18 protein-coding genes are annotated in these 21945 nt (G+C 71.8%); 10 read left to right on the top strand and 8 right to left on the bottom strand.

Annotation, left to right across the window (positions count from 1 at the left end):
• The first annotated feature begins 84 nt into the window (after positions 1 to 84).
• From AB8A24_RS16290 to AB8A24_RS16250, 9 genes are all read left to right on the top strand, one after another.
• On the top strand, positions 85 to 684 hold the full coding sequence (locus AB8A24_RS16290) for an acyltransferase (RefSeq protein WP_328961058.1): 600 nt from the start codon (positions 85 to 87) through the stop codon (positions 682 to 684).
• Positions 685 to 1118: 434 nt separating this feature from the next.
• Positions 1119 to 2288 (top strand): hypothetical protein, encoded by a 1170-nt coding sequence (locus AB8A24_RS16285; protein ID WP_369476275.1) that lies wholly within the window; start codon positions 1119 to 1121, stop codon positions 2286 to 2288.
• The gene (locus AB8A24_RS16280; RefSeq protein WP_369476273.1) at positions 2285 to 3055 is read left to right on the top strand and encodes a WecB/TagA/CpsF family glycosyltransferase; all 771 of its coding nucleotides are present in this window, start codon (positions 2285 to 2287) and stop codon (positions 3053 to 3055) included. The genes AB8A24_RS16285 and AB8A24_RS16280 overlap by 4 nt, the downstream gene beginning before the upstream one ends.
• Positions 3055 to 4311, top strand: coding sequence for a nucleotide sugar dehydrogenase (locus AB8A24_RS16275; RefSeq protein ID WP_030715022.1), 1257 nt, complete (start codon positions 3055 to 3057; stop codon positions 4309 to 4311). Before AB8A24_RS16280 ends, AB8A24_RS16275 begins: the two co-directional genes overlap by 1 nt.
• 4 nt (positions 4312 to 4315) lie before the next feature.
• Complete coding sequence (gene wecB / locus AB8A24_RS16270; protein ID WP_328961056.1) at positions 4316 to 5458, top strand: non-hydrolyzing UDP-N-acetylglucosamine 2-epimerase; 1143 nt, start codon at positions 4316 to 4318, stop codon at positions 5456 to 5458.
• A gap of 22 nt (positions 5459 to 5480) precedes the next feature.
• Positions 5481 to 6239, top strand: a complete 759-nt coding sequence (locus tag AB8A24_RS16265; protein ID WP_328961055.1) for a chain length determinant protein — start codon at positions 5481 to 5483, stop codon at positions 6237 to 6239.
• Entirely contained in the window at positions 6236 to 7693 is a 1458-nt protein-coding gene (locus AB8A24_RS16260; RefSeq protein ID WP_328961054.1) for a lipopolysaccharide biosynthesis protein, read from the top strand. Before AB8A24_RS16265 ends, AB8A24_RS16260 begins: the two co-directional genes overlap by 4 nt.
• Positions 7694 to 7699: 6 nt before the next feature.
• Positions 7700 to 8770 carry a hypothetical protein gene (locus tag AB8A24_RS16255; RefSeq protein WP_328961053.1) on the top strand — a complete coding sequence of 357 codons (1071 nt, stop codon included), beginning with the start codon at positions 7700 to 7702 and terminating at the stop codon, positions 8768 to 8770.
• 22 nt (positions 8771 to 8792) lie between these two features.
• The gene (locus AB8A24_RS16250; protein ID WP_328961052.1) at positions 8793 to 9614 is read left to right on the top strand and encodes a glycosyltransferase family A protein; all 822 of its coding nucleotides are present in this window, start codon (positions 8793 to 8795) and stop codon (positions 9612 to 9614) included.
• Positions 9615 to 9716: 102 nt separating this feature from the next.
• On the opposite strand, the gene AB8A24_RS16245 is transcribed toward AB8A24_RS16250, so the two are convergent.
• Complete coding sequence (locus AB8A24_RS16245; protein WP_328961051.1) at positions 9717 to 10691, bottom strand: glycosyltransferase family 2 protein; 975 nt, start codon at positions 10689 to 10691, stop codon at positions 9717 to 9719.
• Positions 10634 to 12652, bottom strand: a complete 2019-nt coding sequence (locus AB8A24_RS16240; RefSeq protein ID WP_328961050.1) for an O-antigen ligase family protein — start codon at positions 12650 to 12652, stop codon at positions 10634 to 10636. Before AB8A24_RS16240 ends, AB8A24_RS16245 begins: the two co-directional genes overlap by 58 nt.
• A gap of 80 nt (positions 12653 to 12732) precedes the next feature.
• On the opposite strand from AB8A24_RS16240, the gene AB8A24_RS16235 reads away from it, so the two are divergent.
• Positions 12733 to 13437, top strand: a complete 705-nt coding sequence (locus AB8A24_RS16235; protein WP_328961049.1) for a Wzz/FepE/Etk N-terminal domain-containing protein — start codon at positions 12733 to 12735, stop codon at positions 13435 to 13437.
• Positions 13438 to 13454: 17 nt separating this feature from the next.
• Here the strand turns inward: AB8A24_RS16235 and AB8A24_RS16230 are convergent, their stop codons facing one another.
• The 6 genes from AB8A24_RS16230 to AB8A24_RS16205 are packed head-to-tail and all read right to left on the bottom strand — an operon-like array spanning position 13455 to position 21909.
• Complete coding sequence (locus AB8A24_RS16230) at positions 13455 to 14504, bottom strand: glycosyltransferase (RefSeq protein ID WP_328961048.1); 1050 nt, start codon at positions 14502 to 14504, stop codon at positions 13455 to 13457.
• Positions 14501 to 17800, bottom strand: coding sequence for a DUF4082 domain-containing protein (locus tag AB8A24_RS16225; protein ID WP_328961047.1), 3300 nt, complete (start codon positions 17798 to 17800; stop codon positions 14501 to 14503). The genes AB8A24_RS16230 and AB8A24_RS16225 overlap by 4 nt, the downstream gene beginning before the upstream one ends.
• 32 nt (positions 17801 to 17832) lie before the next feature.
• A complete protein-coding gene (locus AB8A24_RS16220; RefSeq protein WP_328961046.1) occupies positions 17833 to 18948 on the bottom strand; it encodes a DegT/DnrJ/EryC1/StrS family aminotransferase in 1116 nt (371 codons plus the stop codon).
• Positions 18945 to 19718, bottom strand: coding sequence for a NeuD/PglB/VioB family sugar acetyltransferase (locus AB8A24_RS16215; protein WP_328961045.1), 774 nt, complete (start codon positions 19716 to 19718; stop codon positions 18945 to 18947). Before AB8A24_RS16215 ends, AB8A24_RS16220 begins: the two co-directional genes overlap by 4 nt.
• The gene (locus tag AB8A24_RS16210) at positions 19715 to 20908 is read right to left on the bottom strand and encodes a DegT/DnrJ/EryC1/StrS family aminotransferase (RefSeq protein WP_328961044.1); all 1194 of its coding nucleotides are present in this window, start codon (positions 20906 to 20908) and stop codon (positions 19715 to 19717) included. Before AB8A24_RS16210 ends, AB8A24_RS16215 begins: the two co-directional genes overlap by 4 nt.
• Complete coding sequence (locus tag AB8A24_RS16205) at positions 20905 to 21909, bottom strand: NAD-dependent epimerase/dehydratase family protein (RefSeq protein WP_369476266.1); 1005 nt, start codon at positions 21907 to 21909, stop codon at positions 20905 to 20907. The genes AB8A24_RS16210 and AB8A24_RS16205 overlap by 4 nt, the downstream gene beginning before the upstream one ends.
• Between the last annotated feature and the right edge of the window lie 36 nt (positions 21910 to 21945).

Raw genomic sequence — 21945 nt, 5'->3', positions numbered from 1 at the left:
TCGGTTCGTACACCCGCACTCCGTACATCCGTACATGGTGCATCTGTGCTTCCGTATGCCTCGCAGCCGTAAGGGGACCGTGCCGTGAGTGTCCGTATCCAACCCTCCTCCCAGGTCGACGAGAGCGCCGAAATCGGTGAGGGAACCACGATCTGGGATCTGGCGCAGATCCGTGAGGAGGCCCGGCTCGGGCGCGGGTGCATCGTCGGGCGCGGGGCGTACGTAGGCCCCGGCGTACGGATCGGCGACCACGTGAAGCTGCAGAACTACGCACTCGTCTACGAACCCGCGGTCCTCGGCGACGGGGTCTTCATCGGCCCCGCGGCGGTGCTCACCAACGACTTCTACCCGCGCGCCGTCGACCCCGAGGGTCGGATCAAGCGCGACGGCGACTGGGAGGCCGCCGGGGTCGTGGTCGCCGAGGGGGCCTCGCTCGGGGCCCGTTCGGTGTGCGTGGCTGGGGTGCGCGTCGGGCGCTGGGCGCTCGTCGCGGCCGGCGCCGTGGTGTCCAAGGACGTGCCGGACTTCGCGCTCGTCGCGGGTGTGCCGGCGCGCCGGATCGGGTGGGTGGGCCGGGCCGGGGTCCGCCTCGTGGAGCGCGAGGGGGAACCGGGTACCTGGGAGTGCCCGCGCACCGGAGCGCTGCACGAAGAGAAGGACGGCACGCTCATCGAGCGAACCTGACGGAATGTCGGCAGTTTAGGGCACCGGCATTTCCTCAAAACCGCAATCAACGAACATCCGCGGGCATAACGTGTCCCTGCACACGGGATCTGAGCAGGCAACAGGCCATGTTCAGTGGGGGGTTGTGTACGACGAGGGCACCGGGGCAGTGCCATGGCCGGCGCGGGCACACCCGCGCCTGCTGACACTGCCGTTCACGCGTGTCCCGGTCCGAGGCATCGCTGGGGGGATCCAGACGCCGGCCTTCGGACGGTTCGTGCCATCGGCGTGACATCGCCGCGGGCACGGACGCCGTCATGCGCAGTCCCCCTCCACGGAGCGACGACCGCCAGGTCCGTCCGAGGAGAACGATCAGAGGGGGTAGGTGTGTTGGAGCCGTACAGCTCGGACATACGGGGTGCGGGGAGCACCAGGGGATTCGGGGTGGGGACCCGATGAACACCACACGATTAGGAGCACTGGCCCACGAGGACCAGTCGCTGCACGCCCTCGCCGAGCGGCTGCTCGCGCTGGCCGAGGCAGGGCTACCGGCGATGTACCTGCCGGACGAGGAGACCTTCGTGTTCACCCGGGCAGGGGTCGTCTCACCCGAGGGAACCCCCGTCCTGGAGCAGCGGGGAACGAGCACCCGGTACGCGGCGATCACCGCGCTCGGAGCCCGCTTCCTGCCCGAGGACCGGCAGCGCGCGCTCTTCGGCGGGCACACCGCGCAGGAGTTCACGGGGCTGCTCGTGGAACGGCTCCCCGGGGTGGTGAACCTCGGCGACGCGGCGCTCATCGCCTGGGCCGCCGCGGAGACCGGCCATCCCAAACTGGCCGACGCCCTGGACCGGGTGGCCGCGCTCGACGTACCCGGGCGGCCGCAGTACACGGTCGAGGCCGCCTGGGTGCTCTCCGCGCTCACGGCCGCGCGCGCCGTGGTGGACGTGGAGGAGCGCCTCGCGGCGGCCCGCGTACGATTGCTCGCGGCACGGGTCGGCGACAGCCCGCTCTTCCCGCACGCCACCGAGCCCGGGCTGGTCCCCGGCTACCGGTCCCACGTGGCCTGTTTCGCCGATCAGACCTATCCGCTGCAGGCACTGGCCCGGCTGCACGCGAGCGGCGACGACCCGCAGGCCCTCGCGGCCGCCGACGCCTGCGCCGCCCGTATCTGCGAACTGCAGGGCGACGGCGGACAGTGGTGGTGGCACTACGACGCCCGCGAGGGCGGCGTGGTGGAGGGCTACCCGGTCTACAGCGTGCACCAGCACGCAATGGCCCCGACCGCCCTGTTCGACCTGGCCGAGGCGGGTGGCACCGACTTCGGCGCGGCGATCCGCCGCGGCCTGCGCTGGATGAAGGACGTGCCCGAACTCGCGGACCCCACCGGGAACCCGCGGGAGTCGATGATCCGCGAGGACTTCGGCGTCACCTGGCGCAAGGTCTACCGCGGCGACCCGAAGAAGGCCGTCCGGGCCGCCCGGGGGCTCACCACCCGCGTGGCACCGCACGCCCGGCTCGCCCCGCTCGACCGGATCTTCCGACCCGGCGCCGTGGACCGCGAGTGCCGGCCGTACGAGTTCGGCTGGATGCTCTTCGCCTGGCTCGGGGGACCCCAGAGATGACACGACGACAGTCCCTCTTCGGGGTCCCGCTCGACCCGCTGACCATGGACGAGACCGTGCAGCGCTGCCTGGACGCGGTGCGGCGCGGCGAACAGATCGAGATCGGCATGGTCAACGCGGCCAAGCTGGTCAACATGCGGCGCGACCCCCTCCTCGCCGAGGCGGTCGCCGGCTGCGACCTCGTCCTGGCCGACGGCCAGGCCGTGGTCTGGGCCGGCCGGGTGCTGGGTGTGAAACTGCCCGAACGGGTCGCCGGAATCGACCTGTTCATGCGGCTGCTGGCCGCCGCGGAGGTGGCGGACATCCCCGTCTACCTGCTCGGGGCCCAGGAGGACGTCCTGGAGATGATGCTCGGGCAGATCTCCGAGCGCTTCCCGAAGCTGCGGGTGGCCGGCAGCCGCAACGGCTACTTCGGTGACGGTGACCAGGAGGGCATCGCCGACGCCATCGCCGACAGCGCGGCGCGGCTGCTGTTCCTCGGCATGACCTCGCCCAAGAAGGAGATCTTCACCGCCGGCTACGGCAAGCGCACCGGTGCCCATGTGGTCCACGGCGTCGGCGGCTCCTTCGACATCCTCGCCGGCATCACCAAGCGGGCCCCCCTGGTCTGGCAGCGGATGGGACTCGAATGGTTCTACCGCACCCTCCAGGAGCCGCGCCGTCTCGGCAAGCGCTACCTCACCACCAACGCTGCCTTCCTCCTCATGACGGTCCGGGAGCTCATCCACCGCACACCGTCCGCCCCTTCCGCGAACAGGAGTTACTGATGCGCGTCGTCGTCGTGGGACAGGGATACGTCGGACTTCCGCTGGCCATCCGAGCCGCCGAGGTCGGACATCAGGTGATCGGGTACGACGTGGACACCCGGCGGGTCAAGAGCCTCGCCGCCGGTGAGTCGTACGTGGAGGACGTCTCCTCCGAACGGCTGGCCCGCGCGCTCGCTCGCGGCACCTACCGCCCCAGCGAACTGGCCCGGGACTGCGGCGGCTTCGACGTCGCCGTCGTCACCGTCCCGACACCCTTACAGGACGGAGCCCCGGACCTGCGCTACATCGAGGAGTCGGCGCACACCCTGGCCCGCTTCCTGCGCCCGGGTGCCACCGTCATCCTGGAGTCCACCACCTACCCGGGCACCACCGAGGAACTGTTCGCGCCCATCCTGGAGGACGGCTCCGGCCTCACCGCGGGCGAGGACTTCCACCTGGGCTACAGCCCCGAACGCATCGACCCGGGCAACACCGTCTGGGGCTTCCAACAGACCCCCAAGGTGGTGTCCGGCGTCGACGCCCGCTCACTGAAGGCCGTCGAGTCCTTCTACGGGGACCTCGTCGACACCACCGTGCCCGTGCGCTCCCCCAAGGAGGCCGAGCTGGCCAAACTGCTGGAGAACACCTTCCGCCACGTGAACATCGCCCTCGTCAACGAGATCGCGATGTTCGCCCGCCACCTGGACATCGACGTCTGGCAGGCCATCGAGGCGGCGTCCAGCAAGCCCTTCGGCTTCATGAAGTTCACCCCCGGCCCCGGCGTCGGCGGCCACTGCCTGCCGATCGACCCCTCGTACCTCAACTGGCGCGTGCAGCGCGAACTCGGGCAGAACTTCCGCTTCGTCGAACTCGCCAACGACATCAACAACCACATGCCCGAGTACGTGACGCGCCGCGTGATCGACGCGCTCAACGCCAAGCGCCGCTCGGTCAACGGCTCCAAGATCCTGCTGCTGGGACTCGCGTACAAGAAGAACACCGGCGACGCCCGGGAGTCGCCCGCCGTCCGCATCGCCCAGCTGCTCCTCGACATGGGGGCCAAGGTCCGCGCGGCCGACCCCCACGTGGTCGAGAGCATCAAGGTCGACGCCCGCCTGGTGCGGGTCGAACCGACCCGCAAGGAGCTGGCGGCCGCCGACGTCGTGGTCCTGCTCACCGACCACGACTCCTTCGACTACCAGATGGTCACCGAGCACGCCTCCTACGTCCTCGACTGCCGCAACCGGGTCTCCGGGCCCACCGTGGAGGTGCTCTGACCCCGTGACCAGGATCGTCTGCGTGGCCGGGGCCCGGCCCAACTACATGAAGATCAAACCGGTGATGGACGCACTGGAGCGCCGCGGCGCCGAGGTGATCCTCGTCCACACCGGGCAGCACTACGACGAGTCGATGAACGACGTGTTCTTCCGCGACCTCGGCATCCGGCCGCCCGACCGCTACCTGGGCGCCGGATCCGGCAGCCACGCCCAGCAGACCGGTCGGGTGATGGCCGCCTTCGAGCCGCTCATCGAGGAACTCGCCCCGGACGCCGTCGTGGTGGTCGGCGACATCAACTCCACCCTGGCCTGCGCCCTGGTCACCGCGAAGGCCGGCCCCCTGCTGGCCCACGTGGAGGCCGGACTGCGCAGTCGGGACTGGAGCATGCCCGAGGAGGTCAACCGGGTCGCCACCGACCGGCTCAGCGACTACCTGCTGGCCCCCTCGCCCGACGCCGCCGTGAACCTGAGGGCGGAGGGCTACCGGGAGGACCAGATCCACGTCGTCGGCAACGTCATGATCGACACCCTGCTCGCCAACCTGGACCGGGCCAGACAGTCGGACGTCCTGGACCGGTACGGGCTGACCCGGGGCGGCTACGGCCTGGTCACCCTGCACCGTCCGGCCAACGTGGACGACCCGGGGGCGCTGCGCGGCCTGCTCAAGGCGCTGGGCGAGATCGCCGACCGCACCCCGCTGCTGCTGCCCGTGCACCCGCGGGCCGCCGAGCGGCTGTCCGAGCTGGGCGTGCCCGGCGGTATCCGGCTGGTCCCGGCCGCCGGATACCTCGACTTCATCGCCCTGCAGGACTCCGCCCGCGTGGTCCTCACCGACTCCGGGGGCATCCAGGAGGAGACCACCGCGCTGGGGGTGCCCTGCGTGACCCTGCGGGAGAACACCGAGCGCCCCATCACCGTCGAGGAGGGTACGAACGTGCTGGCGGGCACGGACCCGGAGCGCATCACCGCCACCGTGAACCGGGTCCTGGACGATCCGCCCGCGCCGCGCTGCCCCGAACTCTGGGACGGCCGGGCGAGCGAGCGCATCGCCGCGGTCCTGCTCGACGGACCGCCCGCGCACACCAGGCCGCGCCCCACCGACCTCGTGTCGCACGGGGCGGCCACCGAACGACAGCACGTGCTGTAAACGCAATTCGAAGGGGAAGACCATGGATCTCGCGGAGATCTGGCGGGTCATGCGCAGACGCTGGTACGTGCTGCTGCCCGGACTGCTGATCACGGCGGCGCTCACCGCCGCCGTGTACCTGCTGGTCCCGGTGGAGTACCGGTCGCAGAGCACGGTGACCCTGCTGAACTCGAAGAAGGCCACGGTGGCCTTCGACGGCAACCCCTTCCTGAGCACCCAGGCCTCGCTCACCGGGATGGCCGACGGCCTGGCCCGCAACCTCAACTCCGACGACGCCAAGGCCGACCTCAAGTCCCTGGGCGTCACCGGATTGCACGAGGCGAAGATCGCCGACAACGCGCTCGGCCCCTACATGTGGCTGAGCGTCGTCGGGACCGACCGGGCCGCCGTGCTGAAGTCGGACGAGATCCTCACCAAGTACGCCGAGAAGCGGCTGCTGGAGTTCCAGACCCAGCAGTCGGTGACCCCCGACGCCATGATCCGGATGGCCACGATCGTGCCTCCCCAGAAGCCGGAGGCACAGACCAAGGCCAGGCTCCAGTTCCTGATCATGGCGGGCGCACTGGGCTTCGTCCTCAGCCTGGTGGCCACCTTCTTCGTGGAGGCCCGAAAGCGCCGGGGGGCCTCGCCGGGCAAGCACCGGCCTGCCCCTTCCGAGGGCGGCGAGAGCGGCGAGCGCTCCGATGCCGACGCCGGTGACCCGACGGCCACCCTGCGCATGACCGTCGCCCATCCGGCCGGCTCCGGCGCCGTCGGCTCCCGTACGGCCGGATCACCGTGACCGGCCCCGCGGCGGACACCGCGAGCGACACCACCCCGGCTCCGGCGCCGTCGCTGGGCCGCAAGGTCGGCTCCGCGGCCAAATGGAGCCTGATCAACACCGTGGTCATGCGCCTCGGGAACTTCGCGACCGGCATCGTCCTGGCCCGCTTCTTCCTCGGACCCGAGGCCTGGGGCGTGTACGGGATCGCCCAGACGGTCCTGCTGGTCCTCCTCTCCGCGAACGAACTCGGCGTCTCGCTCGCGATCGTGCGCTGGGAGGGCGACCCCCGCCGCTTCGCCCCGACCGTCCTCACCCTCAGCGCCGCCTCCAGCTGCCTGCTGTACGCCGTACTGTTCGCGGTCGCCCCCGCGGTGGCGGGGGTGCTCGGCTCGCCCGAGGCCTCCGGCGTCCTGCGGGTGATGTGCCTGTGCGTGGTCCTCGACGGACTCTCCCAGGTCCCCGCCGGCTTCCTCACCCGGGAGTTCGCGCAGGGCCGACGGATGGCCGTCGACGGCCTCAACTTCGTCCTCAGCACCGCGGTCACCCTGCTCCTCGCCGTCGACGGCTGGGGCGCCATGAGCTTCGCCTGGGGATCCGTGGTCGGCAACGTGGCCGCGCTCATCGGCTGCTGCCTCGCCGCACCCGGCACGCTGAAATTCGGCTGGGACCGGGAACAGGCCCGCGCCCTGCTCCGGTTCGGGCTGCCGCTCGCCGGTGCCAGCATGCTCGCCCTCGGCGTGGTCAACGTGGACACCATGGTGGTGGGCTCGGCCCTGGACCCGCTGGCCCTCGGCTTCTACGTGCTCGCCTTCAACATCTCCGGCTGGCCCGTCCGCATCATCTCCGAAGCCGCCCGCCGCGTCTCCTTCGCGGGCTTCTCCCGACTGGCCGACTCCCCGCAGGCGCTGGCCGCCGGATTCGCCCGCGCCCTCGGCGTCGTGATGGCCGGCACCGTCCCGATCTGCGTCCTGCTCGCCGCCCTCGCCGCCCCCGTCGTGGAACTGATCTACGGCGAACGCTGGCTGCCCGCCGCCCGGGCCCTGCCCTGGCTGATGGCGCTCGGCCTGGTCCGCATCGGCTGCGAACTCGCCTACGACTGCCTGGTGGCCATCGGCCGCCGCCGCTCGCTCATCGGCGTCCAGGGCCTGTGGCTGATCGTCCTGATCCCGGTCCTCGTGATCGGCGCCCGCACCGGCGGGATCGTCGGAGTCGCCCAGGGGCACGTCCTGGTCGCCGGGGCCGTCGTGGTCCCGGTCTTCCTCCTCGCCCTGCACCGCGGCGGCATCCGCCTGGGCACCGTCGCCCGGGCCTGCGCCTGGCCGCTGCTCGGCGGCACGGTGATGGCCGCCGTACTCCTCCTCCTGGAGCGGTACCTGGGCGGCGGCGTGTTCGCGCTCCTGGCGACCGGAGCCGCCGGAACCCTCTGCTACGTCCTGTGCGTCCTGCCCGGCCGCGCATTACTCAAAGGCTAGACAGCTGTGACACAGCATCGAAGGCGCCTGACGGCGTGGCTGCTCGCCGGAGTGGTGCTCGCCGTCGTCCTCACCCTCTACCAGGCCGACCGCACCGCGGTGAGCGAGCACGCGGCCGCCCCCGGCGCCACCGGGCCCGCCACCCCCTCCACCACGGCCCCGGCCCCGCCCTCGGCGTCGGCCTCACCGACCACCTCCGGCCCGCCCTCCCCGACCGCCTCGCCGTCCGGGAGCGAACCGCCGCCCACCACCCCCGCCTGCACCTCGCCCGGCACCTGCGGATTCCCCGACGCGAGCACCACCGGCCCGCGGATCGAGCTGGAGCGACACGACACCGGGAACATGTCCGTCAAGCAGGACGGCACGGTCATCAAGGGCTGGGACATCCGCGGCTCCCTCGACATCTACGCCGACGACGTCACCGTCATCGACAGCAGGATCACCTCGACCAACTGGTGGGGGATCAACCTGCGCCCCGGCTTCAGCGGACTGAAGGTCCTGCACACCACGATCACCGCCGTCCCCGGCAAGGGCCCCGACAACGGCGGGGTCAACTACGCGGTCTCCAACATGGGCGGCAGCTCCATCGAGGTCGGCTGGTGCGACATCTCGGTGTTCGGCAACGCCCTGTCCATGGGGCAGGGGGACCTGCACGACAACTACGTCCACGACATCGTGGCGTTCCGCAACCAGGGCGGCGAATGGCAGCACACCGACGCCGTCATCAGTGGCGGCGGCAACAAGGGCCGGCTGACCATCCGCGGCAACACCCTGCTCAACTCCACCACGGTGGACAAGGGCGCCACCGCGGCCGTGGGCCTGTTCGCCGACACCGGAGTGGTCTCCTCCGTGGTCGTCGACGGCAACTGGCTGGCCGGGGGAGCGTACGCCCTCTACGGCGGCGGCCCGGGCGCCACCGGCATCCAGGTCACGAACAACGTCTTCTCCACCCAGTACCACCCGGCCGCCGGCGCCTACGGCGCCGCCACCGCCTGGAACGCGGCCGGCGCCGGGAACGTGTGGAAGGGCAACCGCATGTCCGACGGCCGCCCGGTCGAACCCCCACCCGCCTCCTGACCACCGAGAGGACCGACAGGACATGATGCGCCGGATCGCGCGGGCCCCCTGGGAACTGCTCAAGCGGACCTTCGGCTGGCTGGTGCTCTTCGAAGCCCGGAACAAGGTCCTGCTGGCCCCCTCCGCCCTACGGCTTCGCCGCTTCGAGGACGCCGAGACCCATCGCCTGGCCGCCGACCTGGGCGCACCGCCGGCCGCCTTGGTCGCCACCGTCATCCCCACCCACCGACGCCCCGAGGCCCTGCGGGCCGCCGTCCGCTCCGCCCTCGCCCAGACGGTCACCGACCAGGTGGTCATCGTCGTCGACGACGGCGCCGGACTGCCCGAACTTCCCGCCGACCCGAGGCTGTTCGCCGTCTCGCTGGCCCGCAACACGGCAACCGCCGGCGTCGTGCGCAACGTCGGGATCCGGCTGACCAGGTCGCGCTACGTGGCTTTCCTCGACGACGACAACCTCTGGGAGCCCGACCACCTGGAGCAGGCCCTGGCCACGCTGGAGGCACCCGACGGGCCCGACGCCGTCTACACCGCACTGCGCAGGGTGCTGCCCGACGGCACCGACCGGGACGTCCTCTCGGTGCCCTTCGACCGCCGCCGCGCCGCCCACGAGGCCTTCCTGGACACCAACGCCTTCGTGGCGCGGCGCAACCGGTCCCTGTACTTCAGCCGGCTGCGCCGCACCCCGGAGGTACTGCCCCGCGAGGACTGGGAACTGGTGCGCCGCTACGGCCGCCGCCACGAGGTACGCCACCTGCCCCGGGCGACCGTCCGCTACCTGGTCAACCCGGACAGCTTCTGGACCAGTTGGGACGAGACGCCCCCTAGGCAGGCTCCTCGTACGTGATGCCGTGCCGCCGGGCGATCCGGTGGAGCCGGGCCGGTTCCAGGCGGCCGTCGACGGTGAGCCGCGGCCGACGAGCTCACCGGCATCACCCTCTGGAGAGCGTCACGGCCCGGGCGTGGCCCGTAGCGCCGACGGGTCGGCCAGGGCCTTCGCGGCCGCCAGGCTGGCCGGCCGGCCGAGCAGCGCGCGGGAGGTCTCCCGCAGCAGAACGGCCGCCCGGAACGCGGCGGTCGCCGCGGCCCCGTGCCGGCGCCCGTAGAGCCGGACCCGGTTGAGCGTCAACAGGGTCCACAGCCGGGGCGACACCTGCGAGTCCCCGCCCAGGTGGGTGGCCGTGGCCGCGGGCTCCAGCCGGGTGACGAAGCCGAGGTCGCGGGCCCGCAGGCAGTACTCGGTCTCCTCCGAGTACAGGAAGAAGGACTCGTCCCAGGCCCCGCAGGCCTCCAGACACTCCCCGGACAGCGCCATCAGCGCGCCCGTCGCCCAGTCCGCGACCGTCGCCCGCTCGTAGGCGGCCGGGTCGGTGACCATCTCGCTCCAGCGCGGGAACCGCCCCGCACGGCGATTGCCCAGCACCGCCTCGCCGAGCGCCCGGGTCACCCGCGACTCCCGGCGCAGCGAGAGCAGCAGCGTCCGGCCGTCCTCCTCGTACAGCAGCGGGACGCTGATCCCGACCCGGGCGCCACCGGGCGCGCCGGTGCCCAGCGCCTCCACGAGCAGCTTGGCGCAGCCCTGACTCATCCGGACGTCCGGATTGCAGACCAGGGCCGCGCGGAAGCCGCCCTCCCACGCGGCGGCGGCCGCCAGGGCGGCGTTCACCCCGGCCGCGTAACCGGCGTTGCGGCCGGTCTGGACGACCGTCGCGTCCGGGGCCAGGGATCGGATCAGCTCCACGGTGCCGTCGGCCGAGTCGTTGTCGGCGACGACCAGGCGCCAGTCGAGCCCGGCCATGCCCTCGGGCAGCGAGGCCAGGAACTCGGGGAGCACGGTGGCGCTGTTCCAGGTGACGACGAGGACGGCTACCGGGCCGGCACCCGGCTCCGGTCGGCGGTCGGCGGTCGGCTGGTCGAACTGCATGGGGACTCCACGGTTGCGGGCTCCGGCGCCGTACGCCGGATGAACCCGAGGTAGCTGCCTCCGGCGGCGATCGTCAGGAAGAACACCCCGGCGAACATCGGGAAGCTGAGGGCGTCGAAGGTGGCGGCGATGACGAGGGAGACCAGGGCGGAGGCGAAGAAGGCCTGCCCCAGCTCCCGGTCGGACTCGGTGCGGGCCAGCCGCCGGATGGCACCGCCCTGGTGGATCCCGGTGAACAGGAGGACCAGGAGCGCGAGCAGCCCCACGAGGCCCATCTCCGCCAGGGTGAGCATGTACTGGTTGTCGGTGAAGAAGAACAGTTCGGGCAGGAAGGTCCCGAAACCCCGCCCGAACAAGGGCCGTTCGGTGAGGTAGGGGACGATCGCGCTGTACTTGACGGTACGGGCCTGGGTGCTGCTGTCGGAGTTCGACACGAACGAGGCGAAGAGCGCCGTGATGGTGCCGATCAACCCCGGGATGATCACCTTGAAGCAGGCGACCGCGCCCATCAGCAGCCCGATCGCGGCCCACCGCCGCTCCGGCTTCCAGCGCAGCACCATCACCAGGACCACGATGAGCGCCCCGATGATGGAGGTCCGCGACACCGTCAGCGGCAGCGCGCCCCCCATCAGCACCACCGGGGCCCAGCGGCGCCAGGCGCGCAGGTGCCGCCGTACCGGGTCGAAGGCCTGCTGCACGGCGAAGGGCAGCAGGATCGCGAGCATCCCGCCGAACTCCAGGGGCTGCGCCGTCGTCGCCCGCGGCCGGGTGAAGGAACCTCGGTCCAGGGTGGTGATCTGGGCGACGCTCGACTGCAGGCCCGGGATGCTGATGCTGTCGGCGACGTTCGTCGCGGTGAAGAAGTCGTAGAAGCCGATGGCGGCCACCACCGACCCCATCACCACGGCCCGGCGCAACAGCACGTCCAGGCGCTCGCGGTCCTGGATCCCCGCGGAGACCAGCACCACCAGCGACACCCAGACGAGCAGCCCGATCAGCCCGCGGTCCGCCGCCAGGACCTCCTTGTGCGAGCTGCCGCGCATCGCGTTCGCGAGGTAGGAGCCCAGTACGGAGAAGGCCAGCAGGCACATCACCACCCGCGGCAGCCGGGTACCGGGAGCCGGCCGGATCCGGCCGGTGATCCAGGCCGCCAGGTACCAGAACAGGCACAGGAGCGCGAACACGTTGGCCGGGGTGCCCACCCCGCCCATCCCCGGCAGGGTCAGGTTCGAGGGGATGAAGAAGGCCAGCGCCAGATAGCCGCTCAGCAGGGCGGTCGCGTCCAGCTGCCGCCCCCACGGCTTGCGGCGCCCGCGCCCCCGGGCCGGGGCGGCCTCGGCCGCGCGCCTGCGCCGGATCGCCGTCAGCAGGCTGTCCGTCAGGAACGAGAGGACGAAGGCGGCGGTGGTGCCCAGGATGACGACGCCCAGCACCTGCTGGTAGCGGCTCTTCATCTGCGGCACCGGGGTCTGCGGCAGCACCACGGGAGCCGTCTGCACCATGTACGCGGGCTTGACCTTGGCCGCCGCCTGGAGCGCGTTGAGCGTCTCCCCGGCGAAAGCGGTCAGCTTGTTCGTCTCCTCCAGCACGTTCGCCCGGTCGGTCCCCGTGACGGTCAGCGTGAGCATCGGCCCCGAGGTGTTCGCGGCGAACCCGACCGTGTAGGGATCGGTCACACCGATGCCCTGCAGGTCCCGCGCCGCGTCCGTCCCCGACAGCGTCCTGATCAGCACGTCCGCGGTGACCACCAGCGAACCGCCGGCGTTCGCGATGGGATTGCCGAAGGCGGGGGCCAGTTCGGCCACCGCCGTGGAGTCGAGCAGCGCCACCGAGCTCTGCGACTGGTAGGCCACCGGCACCGATCGGTACAGGTGCGCCCCCGCGAGCAGACTGATCAGCGTCAGCGGCACCATCACGTACCAGCGGCGCCGGAGCACCGCGAGGATCTCACCGATGCTCATGAACACCCCCCGAGGGAACCGCAATTGATGGCGGACCTACCCGTGTCCTGGAAAGATCGGTCACAACGGAAGGAATCCCTGTGTCGCCTGGTGAGTTGATCCGTGCGCTGCGTCGGCGCTGGTACGTCCTGATCGTGGCGGCGGTGCTCGCGGCCGCCGGAGCCGTGCAAGTGCTGCACCCCACCCAGACGTACCTGAGTACGGCGATCGTCGTGCTCAAGCCGCCGGTCACGGACAACCAGCCCAACCAGCTGGCCAATTTGCAACCACCGCTCGCCGCCGTCTCCTACGCCGCCGTGCAGCAGCTGGACTCGCCCGAGGGAGCCGAGGAACTGCGCGCCGCGGGGGTGCGCGGCACGTACCGGCTGATCCCGCGGAACAGCGGGACCAGCGTCACCCCGCGCTATCTGATCCCCTCGCTGCAGATCCAGGCGGAGCAGGCCGAACCGGCCGCCGCCGACACGGCCGTCCGCAAGATCATCGAGATCTACACCAAGCATCTGACGGACATGCAGACGCAGCAGGGCGTCCCGGACTCCGCGCGGATGAGCGTGACCCTCCTGGTGCCGCCCACCTCGGTGGCGCAGACCGGCAACAAGAGCCGGGGCCTCGCCGGGGCGGCCCTGCTGGGCGGGGTCGGAGGCGTGGTGGTGGCCCTGTGGACCGACCGTCTCCTGACACGCCGGAGCCGGCGCCGGCAGCGGCACGAGGCCGCCACCGACGCCGGTCCGGTGGTCCGGGCCGAGTTGCCCGAGCGGGCCGCCCTCGCCGGGGCGACCCGCTGAACACGGCGTTCGAGTCATCAAATCCCTCGACGCTTCCATGACCGCCACCACAGCCACTCCCGCCCCCGGTCGGCCACGGCCGAGAGCACGAGCGGCTGGAGGTACGGCATGGTGCGCGCCCCGATGCGCCGACGCCTGAGCAGCGCCCGGTACTCGGCCAGCTTCGTGTAGTCCCCGGGCAGGCACTCGGCGGCGAACTCCACGAGCTCGTCGACCGGTACCACCGCCGTGCGACCCCGGTCGTACGCCCGGTAGGCGCGCCGCAGCGCGTACCGGGCGAGTCGGGTACGCGCCGACAGCGCCAGCCGGTCGGACCCCGGCAGCAGCCCACCGCACTTGGCGAGCACCGAGTCGAAGGCGACGAGGCGCTGGCGCAGGTCGTCGAGCTGCCCGCCGAAGTCCGTGGTGGACATGTTGTCGCCGTGGACCCGGTAGAAGGCCTGGTCGGCCCCGCGGATGTAGCCCACGTCGGCGTGCGCCGCGAGCCGCATCCACATCTCGATGTCGCCGGCGTGCGGCAGCTGCGGATCGTAGCCCCCGACCTTGCGCTGGAGGCTGGTGCGGACCACCACCTCGGGTGAGGTGATGCACCCGGTGCCCTCCCGGAACCGCCGGTCGAGCCACCACCGTCCGGGGTAGACGACCGACCCGGTGCTCCGGGTACGGGCCGCCGGCAGTGGTCCGCCGTGCCGGAAGCGCAGCGGCCTGCCGTAGGCGAAACCGGCTTCCGGATGCGCGTCGAGCAGGGCCGCGGCGCGCACCAGGGCCCCGGGGACCAGCCGGTCGTCCGCCGACAGCAGGGCCACGTAGTCCCCGTCGGCCCATTCCAGCAGGCCTTCGTTGTAGGTGGCGATGTGGCCCTTGTTGGTCTCGTGGACCCGTACCTCGATCCGCGGGTCGGCGGCCGCCAGCGCGCGGGCGACCTCCGCGGAGTCGTCGGGCGAGGCGTCGTCGATGATCAGTACCCGTACGTCGACGCCCTCCTGCTCGTCCAGCACGCTCTTGACGCAGTCCGCCAGGAAGTGGCCGTACTTGTAGCAGGGGATCACCACGCTGACCGTGCTCACTGCCCGCTCACCTCCGTGGACAGCCCCTCCTGCAGGGCGGGCGGCGCCGTGGTGGTGAAGATCGGGCCGACCCAGTAGTTCACCGAGCCGAAGGTGTTCGTCGGGAAGGCCGCGGCCGCCCCGTACTTGTAGAGCCCGTTGGCGCTGCCCGCCGTGTCGGCCGGTGCCACCAGCGGATAGGAGCGGTGCGCTCCGGCGAAATAGCCGCCGTCCACCGAGTAGTTGCCGTTCGGCGCGTGGTAGGAGGCCACGTACGTGGTACCCGCCGTGATGGGGACCGGGGTGGCGAACTGCAGCTGCTGCCAGCCGGTCAGGGTCTCGCTGCCGAAGGTTCCGGTGGCGAGCAGGGCGCCGGAGGCGGACCACAGGCTGCCGGTGTGCGTACCGGTGTTGCCGGGACCCTTGTAGAAGGCGACGCCGGTGATGTAGCCGTTCACCGCGGACTGGAAACGGGTCCCCAGTTCCACGGAGTTGGCGTCGTCACCCACGTTGGCGGTGCTCGGTGTCGCGGTGCCGTTCCACAGGGTGCACGGGCAGTTGACCGTCGGCGGGCTCGCGCTGGTGGTGAAGTTCCACGTGACCGGGGCGGCCATCGCGTTGCCCCACAGGTCGGAGACCTGGACGGACGCCGTGTAGGTGGAGTTCAGGGCCAGTTCGGAGGACGGGGTGAAGGTCGCGCTGTTGGACGCGCCCAGCACCTTGGTGCCCGGGACACCGGCGCCGCCGGAGTCCTTCACGGAGAACACCAGCGTGTCCGCGTCGACGGCGTTGCTGAAGGTGGCCGTCATGGCCGCCGTGATCTGGGTGCCGGTCGCCGCGGACTGCGGCGAGGTGGCGGTGACGGTGGGCGGGGTGGTGCTGGCGGTCGCGGTGTCCAGGACCGCGTCCACCCAGTAGTTGCTGCCGGACGCGGCGGTGGAGGGGAACCCGCCGGTGCCGCTGTAGCGGTAGACGCCGTTGCCGCCGTCGGTACCGCTCTTCAGCGCGGTGAGCGGGGCCAGGCCCGCGTCGCTCGCGGCGAAGGTGTTGTCGAAGGAGTAGCCGCCGTGCGGGGCGAAGTAGGAGGCGACGTAGGTGGTGTTCGCCTTGACCGGGACCGGCGTGGCGAAGTTCAGCTGCTGCCAGCCGGAGGCCGTCTCGTTGGTGAAGGTACCGGTGGCCAGGCGCTGGCCGGTGCTGCTCCAGAGGCTGCCGGTGTGGGTGCCGGTGTTGGCGGGAGACTTGTAGAAGCGGACGCCGGTGATCGAACCGGCCACCGAGGACCGGATCTTCACGCCGAGCTCGACGGCGCTGCCGTCACCGGCGTTGACGGTGCCCGGCACGGCCGCGGCGGGCCACACGGTGCAGGGGCACTGCTGGGGACCCACGGTCAGCGGCACCGTGGTGGTGGCGCCGATGTTGACGCTGTCGTCCACGGCGCGCACCTTGATCTGCGCGGCACCCGGGACGGTCGGGGTCCACTTGTAGCTCCAGGACCCGAGGCCCGTGGTCGCCTTCCAGGTGGTGCCGCCGTCGGTTGACACCTCCACCCGGGCGACCACGCCGCCGCCGGTGTCGGCGGCCGTGCCCGTGATGGTCACGGGCCGCAGCGCCGGTACGGTCGCGTTCGCCGCCGGGCTGGTCACCGTCACGCCCGGACCCACGGCGTCCGTGGAGGCGGTGGAGGCGACCAGGTCGCTCTGCAGGGACCGGGGCTGCACGCCCATGTCGGCGAAGATGTTCACCGTGGCCTGCTGCATCCGCTTGTCCGCGGTGACCACCGTGTCGTCAGGATTGCCGGTCGGCATGTTGGTCAGGCCCCAGGACCACTGGACCGTGCCCGCGCCGAACACCAGCGCGTGCGAGGTCTGGTCGCGGAAGGCCACCAGGCTGTGCGTGGCGGTGCCGTTCCCGTACGTGTTGCCGTAGTCCTTGAGGAGCTTGCCGTCCTCGATGTCCACCGTGGTGGAGGACATGGTGATCTGCCCGGCGGGCCGGCCGGCGTTCTCCACGTCGCTGTCCCACTCGTAGCCGAGCGTGCCGGTGGGGAAGGTCGCGGTCTGCGAGGGGGTGAGGTTCGCGACCGTGGTGTTGCGCCACAGCCGCTGCTTGGCGAAGGTGCCCGGCACGGTGATCGCGTCGCTGCGGTAGCCGTTGACGCTGAACATCGAGCCGGTCAGCTGGTTCTGCGGCTGGAAGGGGCGGCCGCCCGTGGCACTGGCCGGGTCCATGAAGGTGCCCGTCCAGATCCCGCTCGGGTCGGGGATGCCGTTCGGCTGCGGGAAGGACAACTTGGTCTCCTTGTACGAGACCAGCGTCCGGTTGGCGGTGTTGGCGCCGTCGATGCTCGGCGCCAGACGGGTCTTCCAGAAGACCTCGTTGCCGCTGAAGTACGTCTGGTGGACCCCGGCCCGGCGCGCGTTCAGCGCGTTCGTGAACTGCTCCTGGGTCCAGTACTCGTCGTGCCCGGACGACAGGAAGACCTTGTGGTTCTGCAGCAGGGTCCCGCCGCGGACCGACATGTCGATCCCGGACATGTAGCTCACGTCGTAGCCGTTGCGCTCCAGCCAGGCGACCATCTGGAACTCGGACCCGTAGATCCCGTTGTCCCCGCCGATGTCCATCGGCCGGTTGTAGCTGACCTCGTACGCCCGCCCGTCCGGGGCGGGGCCGCCGCCGTCGTACAGGTCCTGGCCGCCGTAGTTGTTGTACGCCTGCCAGGTTTGGTCACTGGTCTGCACGACGATGTCGGAGTGGCTGGAATCGTTGCGCACGACGAACGGGTACGGCATCACACCGTTGCCGTCCGCCTGGTCGAAGTTGACGACGTAGAGCCCGGACACGGCGTCGGCCGGTACGGTCCACGTCGCGGTGACGGGCCAGTTCCCGCAGTCGACCAACCCGGTGGCGGCCTTCTTGGCGCAGGTCGCCGGATTGCCGCCCTGCGCGAAGTTCGCCGGATAGGTCTGGGCCGCCTGCGCCGGGGTCGACATCAGACGCGCCCCGCTGCCGCCGTAGTGGCCGAGGCGGTAGACCGAGACCTTGTACGACGTCGGCGACTGGATCTTGAACTGCACCGTTTCGCCGGCCTGGACGCTCGTCTGGGCCGGGAAACCCTTGATGTCGCCGTACGCGCTGGGTGCGAACCAGTCCTCCATCGGCGTGCCGGGCTTGGAGTTCTCGCACACGACGGCGTTCGTGGTGGGACCGCAGGGATCGACCGCACCGGCCACCGCCGCCGGTGGCAGGACCGTGGCCATCAAGGCCGCGATCACGGTGAAGAGACCGTAACGGAGCAACCTTGTCCGTTTGTTCATCTGGACCTCATTGTTTGCGTGAGCGCGTGGGGTCAGCGCAGGGCGTTGCGGAGGGTTTCCGCGACCCGCTGCTGCTGGGCAGCGGTGATCTGCGGGAAGAGGGGGAGCGAGAGCATCCGGTCCGCCGCCCGTTCGGCGTGCGGGAAGTCACCGCGGCCGTGGCCGAGATGGGCGAAGGCCGGGGTCAGGTGGACCGGCGCCGGGTAGTGCACACCCGCGCCGATGCCCTCCGCGTTGAGCTTCCCGACGACGGCGTCGCGGTCCGCTCCGGCCACCCGGACGACGTACAGGTGCCACACGTGGACATTGGCCTCGTCCGTGACCGGCAGAGTGATCTGTCCGGCGGCCGCGAGGTCGCCCAGCAGCTCGTCGTAGCGGGCGGCGGCGGCCCGGCGGGCCGCGTTCCCCTCCGCCAGCCGGGCCAGCTTCGCCCGCAGCACCACGGCCTGCAGACCGTCGAGGCGGCTGTTGAACCCGGCCACGTCGTGCCGGTACTTGGCGATGCCGCCGTGGTTGGCGAGGGCCCGGACCAGGTCCGCGCTCTCCTCGTCGTCGGTCACCACCGCGCCCGCGTCGCCGTACGCGCCGAGGTTCTTGCCCGGGTAGAAACTGGTCGCGGCGATGCCCCCGCTGCCGGGGGAGCGGCCGTCACGGGTCGCGCCCTGGCTCTGCGCGGCGTCCTCGACGATCCTCACGTGCGACGGCAGGCCCGCCGCCAGCGCCTCGGTGTCCGCGCACTGCCCGTAGAGGTGGACGGGGACCACCGCGCGGGTGGCCTTGCCGACGGCCTCCAGAGCGGCCCGCGGATCCATCAGCAGGGTGTCGGGGAGGCAGTCCACCAGCACCGGCCGGGCACCGATGCGGGCGACGGCGCCCGCGGTGGCGATGAAGGTGTTCGTGGGCAGCACCACCTCGTCGCCGACGCCCACCCCGCTCACGCGCAGGGCGAGTTCGAGGGCGTCGGTGCCGTTGGCGACCCCCACGCAGTGCCCGACCCCCGCGAAGTCGGCGTACTCACGCTCGAACGCGCGGACCTCCGCACCGCCGATGAAAGCGGTGTCGGCGAGCACACGGTCGAAGCCTGCCCGTAATTCCTCGGCGACCTCGGCGTGCGCCGCCTTCAGGTCGACGAGCGGTATCTGGTTCATACGACTGTGCTCCCCATCCGTGTCTCCGGCCACCGGCCGGCCGTCTCCTCGCCATCGGCCCGCAGCTCGTCGAGCGCCGGGCCCCCCGCCGCGCGCAGCCGGCGGGCGGGGCTTCCGGCCCACACCTCACCGGGCGGCACGTCGGCCAGAACCGTGCTTCCCATCCCGGTCAGCGACCAGGCGCCGACCGACGTGCCCTCGCGCACCAGCGCGCCCGCGCCCACGTACGCGCCGCGCCCCAACCGCACCCCGCCGCCGAGGCGGACGCCCGAGGCGAGCGTGGCGAAGTCCCCGACCCGGTCGTCGTGGGTGAGCACCACGTGCGGCATCACCGCGACGTGGGACCCGAGCCGGACGGCGGCCGTCAGCACGCAGTGCGCGAGCAGGACCGAGCCCGCGCCGAGCAGCGAGGACCCCGAGACCACCGCCGTGGGATGGACCACCGTCGCGTAACGGCTTCCGGGCAGCCCCAGGCGCCGTACCAGCCGGGCCCGCACGGCGTAGTCGCGCGGACTGCCCACGCAGACCACGACCCGGGCCGCCGGCAGCTCGTGCACGAGGTGGCCGTCGCCCAGCACCGGCACCCCGTCGACCTCCCGCCCGTGCAGGCCCGGATCGTCGTCGAGGTGCCCGGCCAGGCGCCACCGCGGGGCCCGGCCGGACGCGGCCGCCGCGGCGGCCGCGTCCCGTACCGCCTGGGCGGTCTCGCGGGCGAACCCGCCCGCCCCGACGATCAGCAGATCCTCGGTCCGCGGCGGCGGGCCGCTCATCCGCCCGCCTGTTCGCGCAGCACCGCCACCACCCGGTCCTGCTGCTCCCGCGTCATCGTGTGGAACAACGGCAGGATCAGGGAGTCGCGGCTGATCCGCTCGGTGACCGGCAGCGGCGCCGCGCCGTGGCCGACGTACGCGGGCTCCAGGTGCGAGGCCATGATCCCGCGCCGGGCCGAGACGCCGGCCTCGGCGAGCGCCGCGAGCAGCTCGTCCCGGCCGACGGGGAAGTCCTCGGCCGGCAGCACCCAGTACGACTGGAAGTTGCCCTGGCCGTGACCGGGGTCCCGGAGCGGGCGCAGCCCCGGGATCCGGCTCAGCAGCTCGGTGTACCGGGCCGCGAGCGCGCGTCGCCGGGCCACGATCTCGTCCAGCTTGCCGAGCTGCACCAGGCCGACCGCGGCCTGGATGTCGGTCATCCGGTAGTTGTAGCCGACCTCCAGGTAGCTCTCGACGACCGGCTTGCTGCTGGCGTGGCGCTGGGCGGCGGACACGTTCATGCCGTGCTCGCGCAGCCGGCGCAGCCGCTCCGCCCACTGCGCGTCGTCCGTGGTGAGCATGCCGCCCTCGCCGGTGGTGATCACCTTGCGGGGGTGGAAGGACCAGGCGGCGAGCAGCGCGCCGTGGCCCACCGACTTGCCGCCCACGGTCGCGCCGATGCCGCAGGCGGCGTCCTCCACCAGGGCCACGTCCCAGTCGGCGCACACCGCGCGCAGCGCGTGCACGTCCGCGGGCACCCCGCCCTGGTGGACGGCGAGCACCGCCTTGGTCCTCGGCGTGCGCACCGCGTCCACGGTGGCCGGGGTGAGGTTGCCGGTGGCCTCCTCGACGTCCGCGAACACCGGCCGGGCGCCCACGTAGCGCACCGCGTTGGCCGTGGCGATGAAGGACAGCGAGGGGACGATCACCTCGTCGCCGGGACCGAGGTCCAGCGCGATCAGGGCCAGGTGCAGGGCGGTGGTGCACGAGCTCACCGCGATGCCGTGCTCGGCGCCCACCCGCTCGGCGAAGGCCCGCTCGAACTCGGCGACCCGCGGGCCTTGGGCCACCCAGCCGGAGAGCACGGCGTCGGCGGCGGCCTTTGCCTCCTCCTCGCCCAGCCACGGCACCATCACCGGGATCCGGGCCGGAGCGGCGTCCGCGACGGCGACGGGGGCTGCTGCGTCCGGGGCTGCGTCCGGGGCGCTCATCGGCCGGTCTCCGTGGGCTTCGCGGCCGCCGCGTCGGCGGCGCGCTCGGCCCGCCACCATTCCACCAGGTCCCGAAGGCCGGTGCGCAGCTCGATCTCGGCGGTGAAGCCGAGCCGCTCCGCGGCCCGCGAGGTGTCCGCGAGCCGCCGGGTGACGCCGTTCACGAGGCGTGCCGGCCCGTGCTCGGGCACCAGGCCCTCGGCGCCCATCGCCTCCAACAGGCCGTTCGCGAGCTGGAGCAGGCTGGTCTCGGTGCCGCTCGCGACGTTGAACACCTCGTCGGTCAGGTCCGACTCGGCGGCCAGCAGGTTGGCGCGCGCGATGTCCCGGACGTCGACGAAGTCCATGGTCTGCAGGCCGTCGCCGAGGATCAGCGGCGGCTCGCCCGAGGCGATCCGCTCCATCCAGCGGATCAGCACCTCGGTGTAGAGGCCGTGGATGTCCATCCGGGGGCCGTACACGTTGAAGTAGCGCAGGGCCACGTAGTCCAGCCCGTACATGGAGTGGAAGCTGCGCAGCACCCCCTCGTTGAAGGCCTTCGCGGCGCCGTAGAAGGTGTCGTTGTTGTACGGGTGGTGGCGCTCGGTGGTCGGGAACTGCTCGGCCAGGCCGTAGACCGAGGCCGAGGACGAGGCGATCACCTTGCCCACCCCGGCGGCCGCGGCCGCCTCCAGCACGTTGAAGGTGCCGTCCACCATGACCTCGTTCGCCAGCCGCGGGTCCTCCGCGCACTGGGTGATCCGGATGGCGGCGAGATGGAACACCAGCTCGGCGCCCTCGGTCGCCTTCCGTACCGTGGCCACGTCGCGGATGTCGCCCTCGACGACCTCCACCACCCCGCTCGGCAGGGCGCGGGCCAGGTTGGCGGTCCGCCCCCGCACGAAGTTGTCGAGCACGACGACCTCGCGTGCCCCGTTGTCCACCAGCAGGTCCACCAGGTGCGAGCCGATCGTGCCCGACCCTCCGGTGACCAGAATCCTCTTGCCTCGTACGCTGCTCAACGTCCTGCCCCCCACTGAATGTTCGGTCGTGGTCTT

The organism is Streptomyces sp. BF23-19 (genome assembly GCF_041106355.1).
GTDB lineage: Bacteria > Actinomycetota > Actinomycetes > Streptomycetales > Streptomycetaceae > Streptomyces > Streptomyces virginiae_A.
This window is presented reverse-complemented; position numbering and strand designations above follow the sequence as displayed.